General features: G+C 36.8%; 17 protein-coding genes and 2 pseudogenes. 12 read left to right on the top strand and 7 right to left on the bottom strand.

Annotated elements, in window-relative coordinates:
* Window positions 1-3: 3 nt before the first annotated feature.
* Together AAV97_RS03410 and AAV97_RS03405 are read right to left on the bottom strand one after the other, a co-directional pair.
* The gene (locus AAV97_RS03410; protein WP_046759816.1) at window positions 4-2,733 is read right to left on the bottom strand and encodes a type VI secretion system Vgr family protein; all 2,730 of its coding nucleotides are present in this window, start codon (window positions 2,731-2,733) and stop codon (window positions 4-6) included.
* A gap of 302 nt (window positions 2,734-3,035) precedes the next feature.
* Window positions 3,036-4,274: a hypothetical protein gene (locus AAV97_RS03405; protein ID WP_046759815.1), complete on the bottom strand. Its 1,239-nt coding sequence runs from the start codon at window positions 4,272-4,274 to the stop codon at window positions 3,036-3,038.
* Between the two features lie 280 nt (window positions 4,275-4,554).
* Between AAV97_RS03405 and AAV97_RS03400 the strand changes: the two genes are divergently transcribed.
* Window positions 4,555-5,166: a superoxide dismutase gene (locus tag AAV97_RS03400; RefSeq protein WP_046759814.1), complete on the top strand. Its 612-nt coding sequence runs from the start codon at window positions 4,555-4,557 to the stop codon at window positions 5,164-5,166.
* Window positions 5,167-5,364: 198 nt separating this feature from the next.
* On the opposite strand, the gene AAV97_RS03395 is transcribed toward AAV97_RS03400, so the two are convergent.
* Window positions 5,365-5,907 (bottom strand): DUF962 domain-containing protein, encoded by a 543-nt coding sequence (locus tag AAV97_RS03395; RefSeq protein ID WP_046759813.1) that lies wholly within the window; start codon window positions 5,905-5,907, stop codon window positions 5,365-5,367.
* A gap of 329 nt (window positions 5,908-6,236) precedes the next feature.
* Here AAV97_RS03395 and AAV97_RS03390 point away from each other — a divergent pair, with 329 nt between their 5' ends.
* The gene (locus AAV97_RS03390) at window positions 6,237-6,944 is read left to right on the top strand and encodes a Crp/Fnr family transcriptional regulator (RefSeq protein ID WP_046759812.1); all 708 of its coding nucleotides are present in this window, start codon (window positions 6,237-6,239) and stop codon (window positions 6,942-6,944) included.
* A 163-nt stretch (window positions 6,945-7,107) separates the two neighbouring features.
* A complete protein-coding gene (locus AAV97_RS03385; protein ID WP_046759811.1) occupies window positions 7,108-7,506 on the top strand; it encodes a hypothetical protein in 399 nt (132 codons plus the stop codon).
* Between the two features lie 67 nt (window positions 7,507-7,573).
* Here the strand turns inward: AAV97_RS03385 and AAV97_RS03380 are convergent, their stop codons facing one another.
* Window positions 7,574-8,056 (bottom strand): hypothetical protein, encoded by a 483-nt coding sequence (locus AAV97_RS03380; protein ID WP_004831063.1) that lies wholly within the window; start codon window positions 8,054-8,056, stop codon window positions 7,574-7,576.
* A gap of 103 nt (window positions 8,057-8,159) precedes the next feature.
* On the opposite strand from AAV97_RS03380, the gene AAV97_RS03375 reads away from it, so the two are divergent.
* The 6 genes from AAV97_RS03375 to dapC all read left to right on the top strand — a co-directional run bounded on the left by AAV97_RS03375 (window position 8,160) and on the right by dapC (window position 15,529).
* Window positions 8,160-8,897: an AzlC family ABC transporter permease gene (locus AAV97_RS03375; RefSeq protein ID WP_004831064.1), complete on the top strand. Its 738-nt coding sequence runs from the start codon at window positions 8,160-8,162 to the stop codon at window positions 8,895-8,897.
* A gap of 1 nt (window position 8,898) precedes the next feature.
* On the top strand, window positions 8,899-9,234 hold the full coding sequence (gene ygaH / locus AAV97_RS03370; RefSeq protein WP_004831065.1) for an L-valine transporter subunit YgaH: 336 nt from the start codon (window positions 8,899-8,901) through the stop codon (window positions 9,232-9,234).
* Between the two features lie 514 nt (window positions 9,235-9,748).
* Window positions 9,749-10,264 carry a metal-dependent hydrolase gene (locus AAV97_RS03365; RefSeq protein ID WP_046759810.1) on the top strand — a complete coding sequence of 172 codons (516 nt, stop codon included), beginning with the start codon at window positions 9,749-9,751 and terminating at the stop codon, window positions 10,262-10,264.
* 165 nt (window positions 10,265-10,429) lie between these two features.
* Window positions 10,430-11,638, top strand: coding sequence for a formate-dependent phosphoribosylglycinamide formyltransferase (gene purT, locus AAV97_RS03360; protein ID WP_046759809.1), 1,209 nt, complete (start codon window positions 10,430-10,432; stop codon window positions 11,636-11,638).
* A gap of 26 nt (window positions 11,639-11,664) precedes the next feature.
* The gene (gene glnD / locus AAV97_RS03355) at window positions 11,665-14,331 is read left to right on the top strand and encodes a [protein-PII] uridylyltransferase (RefSeq protein ID WP_046759808.1); all 2,667 of its coding nucleotides are present in this window, start codon (window positions 11,665-11,667) and stop codon (window positions 14,329-14,331) included.
* Between the two features lie 28 nt (window positions 14,332-14,359).
* Complete coding sequence (gene dapC, locus AAV97_RS03350; RefSeq protein ID WP_009586548.1) at window positions 14,360-15,529, top strand: succinyldiaminopimelate transaminase; 1,170 nt, start codon at window positions 14,360-14,362, stop codon at window positions 15,527-15,529.
* A 46-nt stretch (window positions 15,530-15,575) separates the two neighbouring features.
* Here dapC and AAV97_RS21095 read toward each other — a convergent pair.
* Window positions 15,576-15,803 (bottom strand): annotated as a pseudogene (locus tag AAV97_RS21095) (TonB-dependent siderophore receptor); the annotation flags it as partial.
* Here AAV97_RS21095 and AAV97_RS20805 point away from each other — a divergent pair.
* A pseudogene (locus tag AAV97_RS20805) lies at window positions 15,798-15,946 on the top strand (IS5/IS1182 family transposase); the annotation flags it as partial. The pseudogenes AAV97_RS21095 and AAV97_RS20805 sit on opposite strands and share 6 nt — an antisense overlap.
* A 79-nt stretch (window positions 15,947-16,025) precedes the next feature.
* On the opposite strand, the gene AAV97_RS03345 reads toward AAV97_RS20805, so the two are convergent.
* Window positions 16,026-16,661, bottom strand: coding sequence for a LysE family translocator (locus AAV97_RS03345; RefSeq protein ID WP_046759807.1), 636 nt, complete (start codon window positions 16,659-16,661; stop codon window positions 16,026-16,028).
* Between the two features lie 531 nt (window positions 16,662-17,192).
* On the opposite strand from AAV97_RS03345, the gene AAV97_RS03340 reads away from it, so the two are divergent.
* Both AAV97_RS03340 and AAV97_RS03335 read left to right on the top strand, forming a co-directional pair.
* On the top strand, window positions 17,193-17,777 hold the full coding sequence (locus AAV97_RS03340; RefSeq protein ID WP_200026472.1) for a cold shock domain-containing protein: 585 nt from the start codon (window positions 17,193-17,195) through the stop codon (window positions 17,775-17,777).
* Between the two features lie 92 nt (window positions 17,778-17,869).
* Window positions 17,870-18,349: a GNAT family N-acetyltransferase gene (locus AAV97_RS03335; protein WP_004831073.1), complete on the top strand. Its 480-nt coding sequence runs from the start codon at window positions 17,870-17,872 to the stop codon at window positions 18,347-18,349.
* A gap of 181 nt (window positions 18,350-18,530) precedes the next feature.
* Here the strand turns inward: AAV97_RS03335 and AAV97_RS03330 are convergent.
* Window positions 18,531-18,758: integrase core domain-containing protein (locus AAV97_RS03330; protein WP_046759805.1), on the bottom strand; the 228-nt coding region annotated here is incomplete at its 5' end.

The following is an 18,758-nucleotide window of genomic DNA, read 5'->3' as shown; positions in this document are numbered from 1 at the left end:
ATCTCATTGTTCTGTAAATATTTCAATTTTTAAATTTTTCATTGAATCCGAGTTGTACATTTTTGTTTTTCCATTTTCATCTGAAGTACCTTGAAATATTTGACCATTTTCAGTAGTAATTTTATATTTTAAATTTTTCGCAGGTTCACCATCAGGATAATGCAAAATAAAATGTTCATCATACTGTGCTTTTAATTCAGGCATTGCAGGGAGCTGCATAGAAAGTGTTGCACCACTATTGGTCTTAATCTGACCTGCTTTAAACTCAAGTAATCCCGGGCAGGTAATTTCAATATTTCCATCTTGCATTTTGATATAAGCACCACCTGTAGTAATCAATATGCCTTTACCACTTTCCACCCTGACAAAATCATTGAGTGAATAAATTTGCATTTGTTGTTTTGAGGATAAAGTCATTTTGCCTTTTTGCGCAGAGACATCTATATCACCTTCGCCTGATTTAATTTTAATACCTGAATGTTTTGCAAAAATCGTGATTTTATCTAAGGCTTGGGCAATCCAGCTTTTCCCCGTAAAAAATTGCAAATTTCGAGGTGTACTGATATCAATATTATCTTTTGATTCAAGATGCATATTGGCTTTACTGTCTAAAAGCATTCCTGATTGACTGTGTAAAGTTAGCAGAGCATCCTGACTTTCATCCCATGTTTCGAGCTTATCATTTAGAGATTGTTGTGACGCTAAATCTGGCTCATCGACTTGATGTGCTGTTGCAAGTTCTTTAAAATATTGATTACTATCGACATGATACTTTATATTTTCCAATAGTTTAGTGCGTGACAATTGAGCACCTTGTGCTTGATGAGATGATTCAGATGTGAGCAATATACCTTGAGCTGCTCTAATCGCCCCCCACTGATCAGTCCTTAACTCAAAACCCTCTCCTCGACCTTCACTCTCTGCGCTTTCTTTAGGGTGACTTAAATTGCCTAAATTCAGTTGACTCGCGCCATGACTCGATTGTAATTGTGTGCTTATTTGTGTAGTCGTATCATCAAACCTGAGTTGCCCAAAGCCCTCCCCAGCGACCTCTTTTGAGCGGATACCACTGAGCTTTTTGGTGTCAGGTAGTTTGCCTTTAATATCGAACTGGGTTGGATTTCGATGTCCTTCATGAATCCGTCCAGTAATAAACGGTCGATCAAGGTTTCCCTCAAAGAAATCTACCGCGACAATCTCTCCGACACGCGGGAGAAATCTTGCGCCATAACCCTCACCCGCCCAAGGGGTAAGCACATCCACCCATGCAGAGTCCGTGTCATTATCATTAGCTCCTGCACCGCCATCATGGGCATGGTCTTCTGTTCGGGTAAACAAGAAACGAATTTTTATTCGTCCCCATTCATCGACATAGATTTCTTCACCATCCCCCACCACAATGGCACGTAGAACATATGCAGTGGGGCGATGTGTTAATGGATGATATTCAGGTACAACACTTACATGCCGTCGTACCAAAGTTAATTCGTTGCCTTGACGCTCTTGTTGACGGTCTTTAGTCGTTTGCCAATGACTCAGGGCGAGGAGTTTTTCAATTTGATCTTGAATGTCTTTGGGAAAATTGTTCTGATTATAAAAATGCTTACTTAATATCAACATCTCATTGTTTTCGCTATGATTTCTATCCAGCTCTGGATGACCTGTTAACTTAAACCAATAGCCGACCTGTATATCACGTACACTACTCTGTGCCTTAAAATATTTGGCTTGCAAAGCTTGGTATTGATTTAGTTGGGTACTCAACTTCTCTAGTTGATGATTGCCTGATGTTGTGGCTTGATCTTCACCTTTAAGATCACGAATCCAAGCAGGAGATATACTCCACGCTTGTTCTAAACTTAAACTTTCATTGTCTCTATTTGCACTGTGTTTATGTGCACTCAGAATAGAACCACTGCCATCTTCCTGCACTGAACTGTCTGCTTGCCAACGTTGTACATGGATTGCTGTTGACTGTAAATTGCGTTCAGCAATCAAACTGGTGATACTGTCATAAGCTTCAGTCGCATTTGATCGATGATAGCGAATGTTGCGACGTTCAAGTGCCTTAAACTGATCATTGTGATCAATTAATCTAAGTTTTTGTGGTTCAATACTTTGATTGTTGTTTAAAGCAATAAAATCAGATTCATCAATCAGCCAATTGATTGATTCCTCACGTAAAATCCGAGTCAAATATGTGTGATCAGATTCGTTAAGTTGCATAGAAAACGGTCGTACATCATAGCTCTTGCTGAGACCACTCAGGTCCAGTTTTAAACTGGATGCAAATAAAGCGCTTTTGGCTCTCCATTCATTGAAAATTATTTCACAAATTTCAGGAACACTTTTATCTAAAAACACCCGACTATTTTGACGCTTATGCCATAAGCTTGTTGCGTCTTGCAGGGTCAAGCGATAAAGCGTAAAAGCCCCATCACTCTGACCTTGTGAGGCGCCTGTAATCATTCCTGTGGTTCTAAATAGCTTGCCTGAATCTGTGACTTGATCTACAGAGACTTTGCAACCGATAAACGCTTTAAGTTCAATAAATGGATTGAGAGACAGGCAAATCAGTTCTGCTGACAATCCTTCATTGATGGCGTGATAACCATCAATACGTTGTAACATCACTTGTGCACTGAGTTCCAAGTTTGAAAATTGAACACTAATTGCGCGTTTTTGTGTCCCATATCCCATTTTATCTAGAATAGTAAAAATATTATTCAACATTATTATGACCTTATTTTTAATGTAGAAAAACTTAACACAAAATTTAAATTCACTCAAATAATAGTGATAGTTATTATTGATTATCGTTGTTGGTGCACAAACACACCCTTTTAAACTATTGATTTAAATAATAAAAAAACTACAAAAACAAGATTTTATGTTTTAAACATATGTACTTAATTATCATAATTAAGTACATAGTGTTCGCTGCTTTGCAGCCACAAACGATCTATCAAAAATTGGAAATCATTTGTGGTACAAGCCCTAGCGTTGTTTGACTAAGCCCCTAATTGTCTCTCATTTTATTTTAGTTCGATTAAAAGTTTTCGATACTTTTGAATTCTATGTTTCCCAATGCCATATTTTTTTTGAAGTTGATCCACCGTTAAATTTTCTAAATCATTTTGGTGCTCTAGCACCCATGCTTTTATTTGATCCTTGAGTGAAATATTGAGACATTTTCGAAGAATCTCTCTATTTCTGACAATATATCCTTCTTTCCGATTCAGTATTTTAGCAATTTCAGAAATCGACAAATGCAAAGAAAGTAATACCTCTTGATTCTCTAAACGCCAAGCCTGAACTAGATCGTTATGATGTGGGATATTGAGCAGTTTTTTCAGCTTTCCTCTTCTTCTATAAACCTGACTAGTTTCGATGCTTAATCTTTTTGCAGTTTCTTCTTTGCTTAGTTTTGAATGAAATAAAATCTCTTGATTTGCCAGCAACCATTCGCGATTTTGATCTTGTACTTTTTGTATTTTTAAAATTTCTCTTAGTCTGGCTTTCGCTCTTAAAATTTGCCCATTGGTCTTTTGAAATTGCTCAGCCAGTTCTGCAACTGTTTTGCCCGAATTTAATAATTCGTCTTGGTGATCTAACAACCATTGATATTTATCCTGCTTGTTTTGCTGAAATTGTGCTGAAAAAGTTAACTCTCCAAGTTCTTGACGAATACGATTATAGGTTTTTGTTGCGATAAAAGGACTAACATTAAACTTTAAAGTTATCTCTTCTATATCCATTTCTGTCATTTGCGCTTTATGCTTTTGGAACCATTGTTCTAGCAGATCATCTGCTGAAGTTTTTCTCATTTTTTTGTTTTTAGGTATATCAATTAACTCTGACAACCATTCTTTATGTTGGTAAACTTGATTCCGATTTAAACCATACTTCTCTTTGAGTGTTTGATGACTGTCATATAAAAGCTCATCTTTATGCTCAAGGATCCATTGATCATTTCGATAAATAAACTTATTTTGAATACCAAGCCTTCTTCTGAATTTAGCAACAATACCGTTATTTAAACCAAGTTGCTGTTCACTCTCCGTAATCGAATGTACTTTAAGAAATTCTGCAATTTCAGGGGTTAGAATATGTGATAACACACCCCCAATGCCATCTCTAGGTGTCAACGAGTATGGCCAGCCTCGGTAAATCATAATACCAGAAATAGACTTCCGCTCTTCATACACATCCCAATCTTCATTTTCCCAATCTTTAATGGTTTTTATTGGATAAAGTTTATACTTTTTAGCCATCTCTACTATCGTTACAATATGGATTTAACCACTCTTTTATCAATATTTACTTAACAATAAAAGCCTTTTATTTAAAAAAATTTTAAACTTGTAGCAACTTTCACACTTTTCATGATTATAACTCCCCATTCCACTTTTTGAATTTTTCGCCTATTGCTTTGTTCGTATTTTGAAAATAAGCCCGCAATAATCGAGTATTGCTGGTTGCACTTTTTTAAATCCTATATAATAATGATAATTATTAACATTCGCATTATATTTAACTAAACAGGATTGTTTCATGGCTTACTCTCTTCCACAACTGCCTTACGCTTATGATGCACTTGAACCCAATATTGATACTCAAACAATGGAAATCCACCATACCAAGCATCATCAAACCTATATCAATAATATTAATGCAGCGATCGAAGGCACAGAATGGGAAAAGTTATCTGTTGAAGTATTGGTTTCAAAAGTAAATGAAGTTCCTGCTGAGTTAAAAAACAATGTCATTAATAATGCAGGTGGTCATGCCAATCATTCATTATTCTGGACAGTGATGAGCCCACAAGGTGGTGGTGAACCGATCAAAGAAATTGCTGAGGCGATTGAAAAAGATATTGGTGGTTTTGAAAAATTCAAAGAAGCATTTACCAAAGCAGCGTTAACACGATTTGGTAGTGGTTGGGCATGGTTAAGCGTCACGCCTGAAAAAAAAGTGATTGTTGAAAGCAGTGCGAACCAAGACTCTCCACTGATGAATGGCAATATTCCAGTGTTAGGGCTTGATGTGTGGGAGCATGCCTACTATTTAAAATACCAGAATCGGCGTCCTGAATATATTGCAGCATTTTTCAATGTCGTCAATTGGGAAGAAGTGAATCGTCGTTATTTAGAAGCGATTAAATGAAATATTATATAGATCCAATGCTCATGCCAATGCCTCATAATTCAGTAATTAAAAAAATAAAATTCTATATTGGCTGCGCCATACTTTTTTTTGGTTTGGTGATCTTAATCAAAGATTATCTTGTATAAAAATTTATCTACTTCCCTCTTTCAGTGAATCACTCACTCAAAGAGGGTTGATTTAACTCACATGCTGAGTTTATTTTGCATGAAGTGTCTGTAATGATTTTTGATCCATTGCACTCCGTTGTTTTCTCGCTTCTGCCAACATTTTGGTTTGCAGGTCTTTACGAAAACCAAGCAAAAACACAAATTCAGCAAGTACAAATAATGGACCAATCGCTAAACCTACAAGATCATCCACAAAAGCTGGTTTTTTCTTTTCATAAAAATGCCCGATGAACTGGAACACCCATCCCACCACAAAGCTACCAATACTAATCGCAAGCCATGTACTCATATTCAATTGAGCAATTTTATAGGCAAATGGATAGGCAATCGCGTAAATCAGTAACATCAAAAAGCCCAAAGACTTATCTAGCCTTAAATAATAGATCACACTTAAGATCAACAGCACTAAAGCCAATGTGATTTCAAAACCAGATAACATCACACCTGCTCTTGCAGTTAAACACATGATGGAAAATACGATCATTGGAATACCAATAAAATGAGTTAACACATTTTTTTGATCCAAATGATAGGCTGCGTATTGGCTAAGCAATTGTTCTAATCGAGTCATTTTCAGCGTCCTTGTTTATTACTTTTATCCACTATATAAAATCTTGCAAATAAAAGTTGTCGGCTAGCTGACAAATGAATATTTTTTAGTATGATGGCAAAACAACGATGCGTAAGCGTTGCGATTTAATATCTCCATCTAGAACAGAGCAAATGGATTGGAATTTTTACGATGCTGATATATGCAAAATCATGTGATTGAGTCATAGCAATGACCATGATGCACGATATGACTGACTTGATCACTAAAACTGTGATGATTGGTCCAATATGGTGTGATACAACTGAAATATCATATAAACGCGTAGCAGAATAAAAAAAGGAACTTTTGTGCTGAACTTAACAGATCTTGAATTATTAAATAAAAATATCTGGTACGCTCAATTACCTGCACCATTCCAGCAATTTATCCAACAACATTCAAATTATCAAACATTTGAACGAGATCAGGCAATTTTTAGATCTGGTGATACGTTTAATGGTATTTATGCTGTTTTAGATGGTCGGGTGCGCTTAGGTTATATCGATATTGAAGGCAATGAATCAGTTGCTGCAATCGTAGAACCAATCATGTGGTTTGGAGAAATATCTTTAGTAGACCAGCAGCCACGTTCGCATGATGCAATTGCTGTTGGTAAATGTGTGATTTTGCATATCCCTAGCTTGATTATGAACGACTTTCTAGCTCAACATCCCCAATACTGGTTCCATATCGCGCAACTCACCAGTCAAAAACTTCGTTTTGCTTTCTTAGAACTGATTTCGATTCAAACACAGCATATACAACAGCGTTTGGCGCAACGCTTAATGTTTATTTTGAATGGTTATGGAAACCATGCATACATTGAAAAGAACACCATTCATTTGTCTCAAGATCAATTGGCTCTCATGTTGAAATGTTCAAGACAAACCATCAATCAAGAATTACACTTACTGGAACAACAAGGTATTCTAAAAATTGCTTTTAAAAAAATAGAAATTTTAGATATCAATCAGTTACACGCTATTGCCCATTCAATCAATGAATCTTCACATTAAAATAACTGCGCGGTATTTTTCAGTTAAGATTAAAACAAGCTTAAATAGCTGGAATATATAATCATTTTATAAATAAAATATACAATTTGTGTATTCTACTTATGAAAAAATAGATTTATATTTTATTCAGGCGCTAATGCCATCTCAATAAAAGTTGAAATAAATGAAAAAAATCACAACTCTTCTCACGGCGGGTCTATTCACAGTGCTTAGTGCTTCTGCTTTTGCATGTCCTAAAGGTACAACATTAGTCGGTGGGACTGGTCCGAATCATAAAGGCGGAAAATGTGTAGCTGCCAATCCTGCGGCGCAAACAGCATCTAAAGCATCGACTACTGCAACGAAAGCAAAAGCAGATACCACCAAAGCAGTTGAAGCAAAACCAAAAGATGCCAAAGCTGCGGTAAAAACTGAAACTGCTGCAACCAAGGCAAAAGCAGAAACTGCTACAAAAGTGAAGACTGATGCAGCAGCGAAGGCAAAAGCTGATACAGCTGCAAAAGCGGCAATGACTAAAGACAAAGCGGTTAAAACAGCGTCAACCAATCCTTTAAAACCTTGATTGTCGCAACACAATCAAGTTAAACCATAAAAATGGCGCTTCATCTGCGCCATTTTTACATACTTGATTAGAAAATATTATTATTCGCTTTGGTATTTCCTAAACTAGGGTTATCAATTGCATCTTTACACTGTGCTTTATCACGCTCATATTGCGCCTGATTTTTCTGCATTTCACCATCTTTCTCAAGCGTCGAACGCGCCCAATTGTCTAAGCTCGTCATGGCTTTACGACATAAAGCATATTTTCCTTCAGTCACAGAGTCAGTCATTTTGACATTGATTCGCCAATCCGTACTCAACTTACGAATCGGTTTTCGCACATTGTCTTCTATTAGATTTAATTGTTTTCGATAAACATAAGGTTCAACTTGGTTAATTAACGCCCAAGCTGCATGAGCATATGTGGTTGCGTCATTGGTAAGTTTTGGCGCAGCTTTGATTTCGACCTTTTGCTGAGGTTCAGAAGATGAATTACCACATGCTTGTAAACCTAAAACACCTAAAATCAAGGTCATACTCAATAATAATTTCGACTGATTTGCGAACATAAAGTCACGCCTAAATAAACATTTCACTCCTATGCTAGTAAATTCAGGTAGAATACTCAATCTTGATTTTACCTTTTGTTTTACTCTGGTTTTTAGGTGTCCTGTGTCCGAGCACAATCCTCCAGTCCAAATCGCTGGCTTTTGGCAAGGCGCGAAAGATAGCCAAGCCATTATTTTTACCTACCTTCCTGTTTCTTTTGCCTTTGGCGTATCGGCAACTCAATTCGGGTTTAGTGCGTGGGAAGCACTCTTTTTGTCATGCTCCATGTATGCTGGTGCAAGTCAGTTTCTGGTGGTGGCATTATTAGGGAGTGGTACATCCATATGGATGACCGCACTCACCGTAATTGCCTTAGATATTCGTCATGTGCTTTATGGTCCAGCCTTACAAAACCTCATTCAAGATCGTTTAAACTTAAAAAAGACCGCAGTTTGGGCTTGGGGACTAACGGATGAAGTATTTGCCGCAGGCATGATCAAACTGTCGCAACGTCGTCAAGAGTGGTCAGAATCATGGATGTTAGGACTCAGCCTATTTAGCTGGATGTCATGGGCACTTGGTTCATTTTTAGGTGGATTATTTGCTGATCAAGTCACGCATTTGCCTCAGTTCTTACAAGCGGCATTAGACTTCCTACTTCCTGCTTTGTTCTTGAGCTTTTTATTGGCCGCTTTTGAAAGAAAGCATACTTTTGTGGTTATTGTCTCTTTAGTCGTTTCGGCTATGGCGTGTTATTTTATCAATATGTCAGCAGCAATTTTTATCGGTATTGCATCAGGTATTTTGGCGGGATTATTTAAATATTACATTTTAAAACAAAAAGATGAAGTGAGTATTTAACATGGACTTACATATTATTCTGGTCGGTATTTTGGTAGGTATTGCAAACTTTGCCTCTCGCTTTGGTCCCTTTTATTTATTGCAAAAAAGCCAGCAACATCAACAGTCACGTGGCTCAACATGGCTAAAAATAGCATTGGGCAGTATTGGTATTGCAGCGATCAGCTCAATGTTGATTGTTGCTACTCTTCCCCCGTTAATTGAAACGCCCAATAAGAGTTTTGCGATGTTCGTCGGTTTTGTTGTACTGACAGGGTTGTACTTTAAATTTAAACGAATCGTTTTAGCGACGCTTATTGCAGCACTCGCCTATGGTTTGGTCTATACCTATGTTTAACATTCATCATGCTAAACCTTCTTCAAAAATCACCATTTAAATGATGAAATCATTTCATTGAATGGTAAGGTGTTTTTAAAATAAAGAATCTTTTTGACCAACAATTTGGGCATTCTTAATTTTGATCACATTGTTTAAAGCACATTATAAAAACACATTAGGCTTCCTGCTGTAGTCAAAAAATGAGCATTCAATACTTTTAAATATTGATAAAATATAAATGTGGTCTTTCTACGGTAACACGAGATGGATGTTGCGATTGTCGAATGGAGGATATGAAAAAAAACAAGGCACTACGTTGTTTTCAGTGTAAGAATACGGTTAAAAAATGAGGTGAGCAAAGTGAAGCATCGCCTCAGTAAAACAAATAATTTAAACTTAAGATGTTAAGCGTGGCATTGCAAACTTGATCTTTTTACATATCATTTCTATGTTATGCTAAATGTTTCATGATTGATAAAACTTAACCACATTTAAAAAATCATCCTAAAGCTTATTTCGCAAGATTTCTATTATGTTCATTGCACACTTACCTTCGGGTTATATTCTTGCCCGAGTTCTTCATCAAAAATTCAAACAAACTAAAATCAGCCACAAAGCATTCTTTAGCATCATTATGCTTGGCGCTATCTTCCCAGATATAGATCTATTTTATTTTTATTTGTTTGACCACCGTTCTGTGCATCACCACAAATATTTTTTACATTGGTTTTCTTTTTGGATTCCAATTTTTGTTATTGCTTTAATTTATTTAGTGAAAACAAAATACAACTCTAAAATCGCATGGATGTTCAGCCTTTTTGCATCTGCCGCACTATTGCATATTTTCTTAGATACTTTTGTCGGTGATGTTTGGCTATTTGCCCCTTTTATTGACCAGCCCTACGTCTTCTTTGAAGTTAGCGCACGTTATCAACCGTGGTGGCTCAACTTTATTTTTCATTGGTCTTTTTTTGTTGAAATTCTCATTTGTATCATTGCATTGATACTTTTTATTCAAAAAAGGAAAAAATTTAAAAAATCAATTTAGCCATTTATTTTTTTATGCAAAGCATTGGAACACTTAAAAAAGTAGCGGCTTAACTTATATAAAAAAATCTGTTAGACAATATCATTATTTTATGTGAATCAACCCTGAACAGATGCCTGACTTCTGCTATGCTAACAATCCATAAGACAAGCATGGAAGAATCGCATGAGCGTGACTATTGGTACCCCACTTCAATCATCTGCGTATAAAGTTTTATTGTTGGGTTCAGGTGAACTGGGTAAAGAAGTGGTGATTTCATTACAACGACTTGGTGTAGAAGTCCATGCGGCAGACCGCTACGAAAATGCACCTGCCATGCAAGTTGCTCATTTTTCTTATGCCTTAAATATGGCAGATGCAAATGAACTTAAAGCTTTAATCGAAAGAGTTAAGCCTCATCTGATTGTTCCAGAAATTGAAGCGATTGCCACACAAGTCTTGGTGGAAATTGAACAACAAAATATTGCCACTGTCATTCCTTCTGCTCAAGCAGTAAATCTGACCATGAATCGTGAAGGAATTCGACGTTTGGCAGCGGAAGAATTAGGCTTACCTACTTCTGCTTATCGTTTTGCAAATACTTTAGAAAGTTTCCGTTCTGCTTGTGATGATATTGGTTATCCAAACTTTGTAAAACCAGTGATGTCTTCTTCTGGTAAAGGACAATCTCGAGTAAAAGAATATGCTGAAGTCGATGCTGCTTGGGAATATGCACAAACAGGTGGTCGTGTAAACCAGGGCACAGTGATTGTCGAATCTCAAATTGACTTTGATTTTGAAATTACTTTACTTACTGTACGTGCGAAAAACCCTGAAACGGGCGAAATTGAGACCTCCTTTTGCGACCCGATTGGGCATCGTCAAGATGCAGGAGACTATGTAGAAAGCTGGCAACCTCAAATCATGACTGAAGCCGCTTTAAATGAAGCAAAACGTATTGCCAATAAAGTCACTGTAGCCTTAGGCGGTTGTGGTATTTTTGGGGTAGAACTGTTTGTAAAAGGCGATAAAGTATGGTTTAGTGAGGTGTCACCTCGCCCACACGATACTGGTTTAGTTACACTTGCATCTCAATTCCAAAGTGAATTTGAATTGCATGCTCGTGCTATTTTAGGTTTGCCTGTCAATACCGAACGCCATAGTGTTGCCGCAAGTGCTGTCATCTATGCAGGTATCGATGCGAATAATCTTTCATTCTCTGGCTTAAATCTTGCTTTGCAAAACCCTGCTACAGATCTACGTCTTTTTGGTAAACCTGAAGGATTTAAACGTCGTCGTATGGGCGTTGCAACTGCCCGTGCCGAAACGACAGACCAAGCACGTGAACTTGCACAAGAAGCAGCATCAAAAGTGACTGTTCATTTAAACAAATAGCCTATAAATTTGCGGACAAAATATCCATGATCAACACCTCTCCTCTGTTGGAATATGTAAGCGACAACAACGACATTAAAGCAATCAATCAATGGCGTAGTGATGTCGAACAACAGTTAAATGAGGCTTATGATCATGGAACAACCATACGTGAAATCGTTCGTGCTCGTTCAAATGTCGTAGATGAAGCCCTGATGTTTTTATGGAAACATTCGGGTTTAGATCAAACAGATTTAGGTTTGTTTGCTGTAGGCGGCTATGGTCGACGTGAGATGTTGCCCTACTCTGATGTAGACATCATGATTTTGTCGGAGGAAGACCTTTCCCCTGAACAAGAGCAGATCGTCACACAGTTTATTTCAACATTATGGGATGTGGGCAATTTCAAACCAGGTATCAGTGTACGTACCATCCGCAGTTGCTTTGAACAAGCCACGACTGATCTGACTGTAGCCACTTCTCTTATTGAAGCGCGCTTAATTATTGGTAATCAGCATTTAGCAAGATGGCCACGTCGAGTTGTTTCTCAGACTTGGACTGACAAAACGTTCTTTGATGCAAAAATGGCTGAACAAGCGCACCGCTATGCACAGCACAACAACACAGAAAGTAACTTAGAACCCGATATCAAAAATGCGCCAGGTGGTATTCGAGACATCAATCAAATTGGGTGGATTGCAAAACGCCATTTTCGCGTAAATCGTATTTACGATTTGGTTCATTTAGGTTTTATTTCTGAATTTGAGTTAGGCGTACTTGAAGAGGCTGAAAATTTTCTATGGGAAATTCGCCACCACTTGCACCGTTTAACCAAGCGTGATGAAAACCGTTTATTGTTTGATTATCAGCGTGATATTGCGGCTAAATTTGGCTATACACGAGAGGATGTCCATCATCCAAACTATCCGATTGAACAGTTCATGAAACGTTACTATCGGACAGCTCAACAGGTTTCCACGTTAAATGAAATGTTATTGGCATATTTCAATGAGTCAGTAATTACACCACGCTTACCAGACTATGAGCGTAAAATTGAAAATATTAACGAACACTTCAAGCTGGTGGATGGCAAACTTGCGGTCCAACAACATAAAACATTCTCAGAAAATCCAAGTGCTATTTTAGAAATTTTCTATATCTTGGCAAATCGTCCTGAAATTGAAGGCATTCGTGCACGTACTTTACGTCTGTTGACTTTAGCCGCAAAACGAATTGATCAAGCTTTCCGAGATAATCCAAATCATCAAGCATTGTTCATGGCAATTATTCGCTCACCCTATCGCTTATATGAAACGATGGTGGCGATGAAACGTTATGGTGTATTGGGCAATTATATTCCTGCATTTGGGCAAATTATGGGGCTAATGCAATATGATTTATTCCATATTTATACCGTCGATGCACATACGTTACTGTTAATCCGTAATTTAAATCGCTTTAAAGAGCCAGAGTTTGCCAAAGATTACCCTGTTGTAAGTTCAGTTTTTCAGCGTTTAGTCCGCCGTGATATCGTTTTCCTTGCTGCAATATTCCATGATATTGCCAAAGGACGTGGCGGTGACCACAGTGAACTGGGTGCTGAAGATGCGATTGAATTCTGTTTGGCACATGGATTTACCGAGCGTGAATGTAATTTGGTGGCTTGGCTGATCCAAAATCATTTATTGATGTCGATGACTGCACAGAAAAAAGATATTTCTGACCCCGATGTAGTTAAAGAGTTTGCCGAGAAACTCGGGGATATGGAGCATTTAGATTATCTATACACACTGACTGTTGCCGATATCAATGCAACCAATCCAAAACTTTGGAACACTTGGCGCTCTTCTTTAATGCGTCAACTGTATACACATGCGCGTGATGTGATTCGTTCAGGCTTAGGTCGTCCAGTGGACTACCAAATGCTGATTGAGGATACTAAATTTTCAGCAAGTGAAGTATTGGTGGATGAATTCCCACTCGATCAAGTGGAAAAAGTTTGGCAAGAGTTGGGAGACGAGTACTTTCTCAAAGAATCAGCAGATGAAATTGCATGGCATACCCGCGCCATTTTGCAGCACGGCGACAACCCTGCACCATTAGTGCTCATGCGTGCGCATCGAAAAGCAGCACAGGATGCTGTTCAGATCTTTATTTACACTCAAGATCAACCTAACTTGTTTGCAACCACTGTTGCTATTTTAGATCGTATGAATCTTGATGTCCAAGATGCGCGTATTATCACTGCAACCAAAGCATTTAGTTTGGATACTTATGTGGTTCTAGATCGTTTTGGCACTTTATTAACTGATCCAGAACGTGAAAACACGGTCAAACAGGCTTTAATTAAAGCCTTATCTGAATCAGATAAATACCCTGGTCTAATGCAGCGTCGCATTCCACGCCAACTTCGTCATTTTGATATTGAAAATACGGTTGATGTAACACTCAATGAAGCGTTACAGCAAAACATGGTTGAAATTTCAACTCTCGACCAACCCGGTTTACTTGCACGTGTTGGTGGTTTATTTATGATGCAAGGTTTAGATATCCATTCAGCTCGAATTGCTACACTTGGCGAAAAAGCAGAAGATATTTTCTTCGTCACTAAAAAAGATGGCACTCCTCTTACAGAAACAGAAGCAGAAGTCTTTACCGCAAAATTAAAAGCGGCACTGGATGAAGCATCAAATCAAATCTGTGGGCAACATTAATCTTTAATTCTATTGTGGTAATTGTTTCATGAACGCTAGTTTGTCTTTATTACATCCGTATCCATTTGAAAAGTTAGCGCAACTTTTTCAGGATGTAAAACCCGCAGATTTACCTTTGATTCCACTTTCTATTGGTGAGCCGAAGCATCCTGCACCTGAGTTTGTGAAGCAAGCGATCATTGATAATTTTCAGCATCTTTCAACTTATCCCAATAGTAAAGGTTTAGTTGAACTACGTGAAAGTATTGCTCAATGGTTGAGTCGTCGCTTTCATCTCAACAGTATCAGTGCTGAAGATCATGTAATTCCTGTAACAGGCACCCGTGAAGGGATTTTTTCCTTTGTCCAAGCATTAATTAATCGTGATGATGCACCTTATGTGGTGATGCCGAATCCGTTTTATCAAATTTATGAAGGTGCAACACTTTTAGCAGGTGCTCAGCCCTACTTTATCAACTGTACCGAAGAAAATGGTTATCTCGGTGATTTCGATGCTGTCCCTGCTGAAGTTTGGGAAAAAACCGCACTCTTGTTTGTTTGCACACCTGGCAATCCTACTGGTGCAGTCCTTTCAAAAGAGCAATTTAAAAAGCTGATTGCGCTTTCTGATCAATATGGTTTTGTGATTGCCTCTGATGAATGTTATTCAGAGTTGTGGTTTGATGAAGCACCTACTGGCTTACTGGAAGTTTGTGCTGAGTTAGGACGCGATGATTATAAAAACTGCATTGTATTCCATTCGCTATCTAAGCGTTCTAATTTACCGGGTATGCGTTCAGGCTTTGTGGCTGGCGATGCGGCATTACTCAAACCTTATTTAAAATTCCGTACTTATCACGGCGCTGCGATGCCTGTTCAACATCAATTGGCTTCGATTGTTGCTTGGAACGATGAGTCACATGTTGAAGAAAACCGTCAGTTATATCGGGCAAAATTTGAGTTGTTTCAAAATGAATTAGGTCATCTTTTACCTTTACAAAAACCAGACGCTGGTTTTTATTACTGGTTAAAAGTCGATCATGATGAAAACTTTGCCAAGATGCTCATGGAAAAAGCCAATATTAAAGTTTTACCTGGTCGCTACCTCTCGCGTGATACTGCACAAGGTAATCCGGGTGAAGGTCATGTCCGTATGGCACTGGTTGCAGATATTGCACAATGTGAACAAGTGATACAACGTCTAAAAGCAATTTTGTAAACCACAATAAAAATGCCCCAATCAAGGGGCATCTTTATGACTGCTATTAGAAATCAAAAGCAGCACTTAGCATGAATGTTCGAGGTTGCCCTGCAACCAAATATCCATTGTTGGTATTTGACGTACTCTTGATGTTGTCATATAAGCCAACAGATGACCAATCATTTTTATCAAACACATTATTCACACGGAAGTTAAACGTAGTCGGAGTTTGACTCAGTTTAGTTTTATATGTTGCACCAAGATCAAGCGTTGTCCAATCACCTACTGGTATTTATATAAAATCAAGCACTTTGTAAAAAATATGTTTGTAGATTAAAGCAATATAGAGGAATAGCCACTCGATATGAGAAGTTTAAACGGAACTATAAAATTTCTGTTGTATTCGCCTGTATATTGATGGCTCTTGTAGGTTAAGTTATCAATACTAAATATCAACAGATCCTAAGCTACATTTAGCTTATTCATTCAATATTGTTAAAAAAAGATTTGACGGCTATGCATTTTTTTTACTCAATAAAAGTGCAAATCCTGCTATTCCAAGCATCCCACTACAAATTCTATTAAACATTTTTTTTGCAGTCCTGGTTGAAAGTAACTTTTGGAGATTTAATCCTAAAAATGCATAAATACTTATCGCTACTATTTCTAAAATAATAAAAACAACTCCAAGTATTAAAAACTGTTCACCAACAGGCTCACTAGAAGATACAAATTGAGGTAAAAATGCTGTAAAAATTAAAATTGCCTTTGGATTACCACCAGCAACAATAAACTCATGTCGCATAAGTGAAAGCTTACTAGGCTTTTTCACTAAAGATTTTTCACCATGTATAACCTGTTCTTCAGGTTCAATACGCCACAATTGGATAGCTAAATATATTAAGTACAATGCACCTAATACTTTAATAAAAAGAAATAAGATCTTTGATGTTGTAATAATTGTCGCCAAGCCTGCAGATGCTAAAAATATCATTATCACGAATGCAAATAAACGACCGATTCCTCCGACGAAGGAAGAGCTAAACCCATAATAAACAGCATTATAAACTGATAACATATTGTTAGAGCCTGGGATCATATTTAAAGCAAAACATGCTGGAATAAAAACTAATAAAGTTGTCCACGTCATTTTAAATTACCGAACCTCACCCCAATCTCTAAATTCAAATTTTTAATAGAGATAGGAAATACCATATTTAACATAAAATCTTTTATATCACCCTTCAAAAAACGAACTTTATACTAAAAGCTGAGCTATTGAAAATAATGAGTGTTTTACAGAATTTAGATTTTAGAATTCATTAAAATAGTTAGCTTAAGCATCTAGCCAGATATAATATTTCTTGGCTTTTATAAAATCAAGCAATAAACGCCACTGTAAGATAGTTTGATTTTCTTAAATTACTAAGTAAAAAACCTCTTTACATATAAAGTGCTCCTCTAATTAGGTACTCTTCATTTAAATCAAAGGGTTAATTAAGTTGTATAAAAGTGTTGATTAAAACAGTACTTATCTTAATTAAACTTTCGATATAGTTGAATTTAAAAGTTTATATGAGGCTTATTTTATTTCAATTATAAACTCAGACATTCAATTTTTCATTTAAAAATGATATCTTTGCTCACCATATTTACCTAAAAATCAATGTTGCAGAATCATATGTTTAAAGAGGGACAAATTAAGGTTTACAATGAAAATAAAGGTTATGGCTTCATCCAACGTGAAGATCATGAGAAAGATTTATTTTTTCATATCAGTGATTTTCCTTATAAGCAATTCCCTCCAAGAATCGGAGAAAAATTAAAATTTCGAATTGTGAGTGAAAACGGAAGAATAAAAGCTGAAAATATTATTCGTTTAGATTTTAAGATCGAAGATAAACAAAGTCCAAGTTATAGTAAGCGCCAAATTCGGTCGCAATATAAGAAGAGAAAACCACAGGAAAAGAGCCTCAATTTACTTGAATTTTTTATTGGTGTATTTATATTCTTGGTATTTCTAGCTGTCTTAATTCCATTTTTATCAGGGATATATAAAAGAGAGTCTTTAAAAAGACAAGCTGTTGTTCCTGTTGAAAAAATTTCATCTACCGCAACTAATTCAGTTCCACAATATCGTTGTGATGGACGTGTTTACTGTAGTGAGATGAAATCATATGACGAAGCAGTATTTTTTATAAATAATTGCTCAGGAACAAAAATGGACGGTGATGGAGATGGGGTGCCATGCGAAAGTCAATTCTGATACTTCTCCATAAATTTAATTATAGTTTGGTTTTAAAAGCTTTCTAAAGGGCTTTCATGTATATACCCACACTCTCAATAAAGGAAAATAAATTGAATATTAAGTTTGATCGTTTAAAAAATATTAGCAACCAAGATATTATTGAGCTGAATACAAATGAACGTGTACTCAAACAGATGCCTTTAGCAAATGGGGTTATTTTTGATGAAGAAAAATGTATTGCTTGGGTTAAAGAAAAAGAACAGCAATGGATTGAATATGGTTATGGTCCTTGGGCTTTTATTGTAGATGGGAAATTTGCTGGTTGGGGCGGTATGCAGTATGAAGACGGCGATGCAGACTTAGCTTTAGTACTACATCCTCAGTATTGGGGATTAGGTAAACAAATTTTTAATGAAATTATTAAAAGAGCTTTTACTGAAATGGGTTTTGAGTCAATCACAATTCTATTACCTCCAACAAGGACAAAGTTGAAAGGAATTTTTTTACTAGGCTTTGTGATTGATAGAGAAATTATCATAAGTGGTAAACGTTTTATAAGATACAGACTACATAAATCAGTCACCCTTTAATGTAATGGATCTTACATAAATTAGCACTCATCTAAGAGCCTTATTCTTCGCATCATTCAAAGTGCTACTTTCATGGGCAATTTGATTTTACTACTTCACTATTTTTAATCTCAAAGTGTCAACACGCCCGGTAATACTCCCATTTTTAATTGATTTAATAAGTAGAAAGGCAAAGTCCTTATCATTGTTTAAATTTAGGTGGTTTACCATTAACTGACATATGTGGTCGTTCATGATTATAAAAGTGTTGCCATATCGTTGTATAGTCTTCAACTTCTTCAAGCTCTCGAAATAAATATTGATTCAAACATTCATATCTAACCGTCCTGTTGAAGCGTTCTACATAAGCATTCTGTTGTGGATGACCTGGTTGAGTAAACACATGCTCATTTCCATGTTGAGTACACCA

Origin of the sequence: Acinetobacter sp. Ag2 (assembly GCF_001005515.1) — a bacterium.
GTDB lineage: Bacteria > Pseudomonadota > Gammaproteobacteria > Pseudomonadales > Moraxellaceae > Acinetobacter > Acinetobacter bereziniae.
This window is presented reverse-complemented; position numbering and strand designations above follow the sequence as displayed.

Excerpts from the sequence above, each read along its gene's own strand:
- dapC (WP_009586548.1), top strand. The coding sequence starts at position 14,360 with ATGAACGCTAGTTTGTCTTTATTACATCCGTATCCATTTGAAAAGTTA.
- AAV97_RS03380 (WP_004831063.1), bottom strand. The coding sequence starts at position 8,056 with ATGTTCGCAAATCAGTCGAAATTATTATTGAGTATGACCTTGATTTTA.
- glnD (WP_046759808.1), top strand. The coding sequence starts at position 11,665 with ATGATCAACACCTCTCCTCTGTTGGAATATGTAAGCGACAACAACGAC.
- AAV97_RS03385 (WP_046759811.1), top strand. The coding sequence starts at position 7,108 with ATGAAAAAAATCACAACTCTTCTCACGGCGGGTCTATTCACAGTGCTT.
- AAV97_RS03395 (WP_046759813.1), bottom strand. The coding sequence starts at position 5,907 with ATGACTCGATTAGAACAATTGCTTAGCCAATACGCAGCCTATCATTTG.
- ygaH (WP_004831065.1), top strand. The coding sequence starts at position 8,899 with ATGGACTTACATATTATTCTGGTCGGTATTTTGGTAGGTATTGCAAAC.
- AAV97_RS03405 (WP_046759815.1), bottom strand. The coding sequence starts at position 4,274 with ATGGCTAAAAAGTATAAACTTTATCCAATAAAAACCATTAAAGATTGG.
- AAV97_RS03340 (WP_200026472.1), top strand. The coding sequence starts at position 17,193 with ATGTTTAAAGAGGGACAAATTAAGGTTTACAATGAAAATAAAGGTTAT.
- AAV97_RS03400 (WP_046759814.1), top strand. The coding sequence starts at position 4,555 with ATGGCTTACTCTCTTCCACAACTGCCTTACGCTTATGATGCACTTGAA.
- AAV97_RS03345 (WP_046759807.1), bottom strand. The coding sequence starts at position 16,661 with ATGACGTGGACAACTTTATTAGTTTTTATTCCAGCATGTTTTGCTTTA.
- purT (WP_046759809.1), top strand. The coding sequence starts at position 10,430 with ATGAGCGTGACTATTGGTACCCCACTTCAATCATCTGCGTATAAAGTT.
- AAV97_RS03410 (WP_046759816.1), bottom strand. The coding sequence starts at position 2,733 with ATGTTGAATAATATTTTTACTATTCTAGATAAAATGGGATATGGGACA.
- AAV97_RS03365 (WP_046759810.1), top strand. The coding sequence starts at position 9,749 with ATGTTCATTGCACACTTACCTTCGGGTTATATTCTTGCCCGAGTTCTT.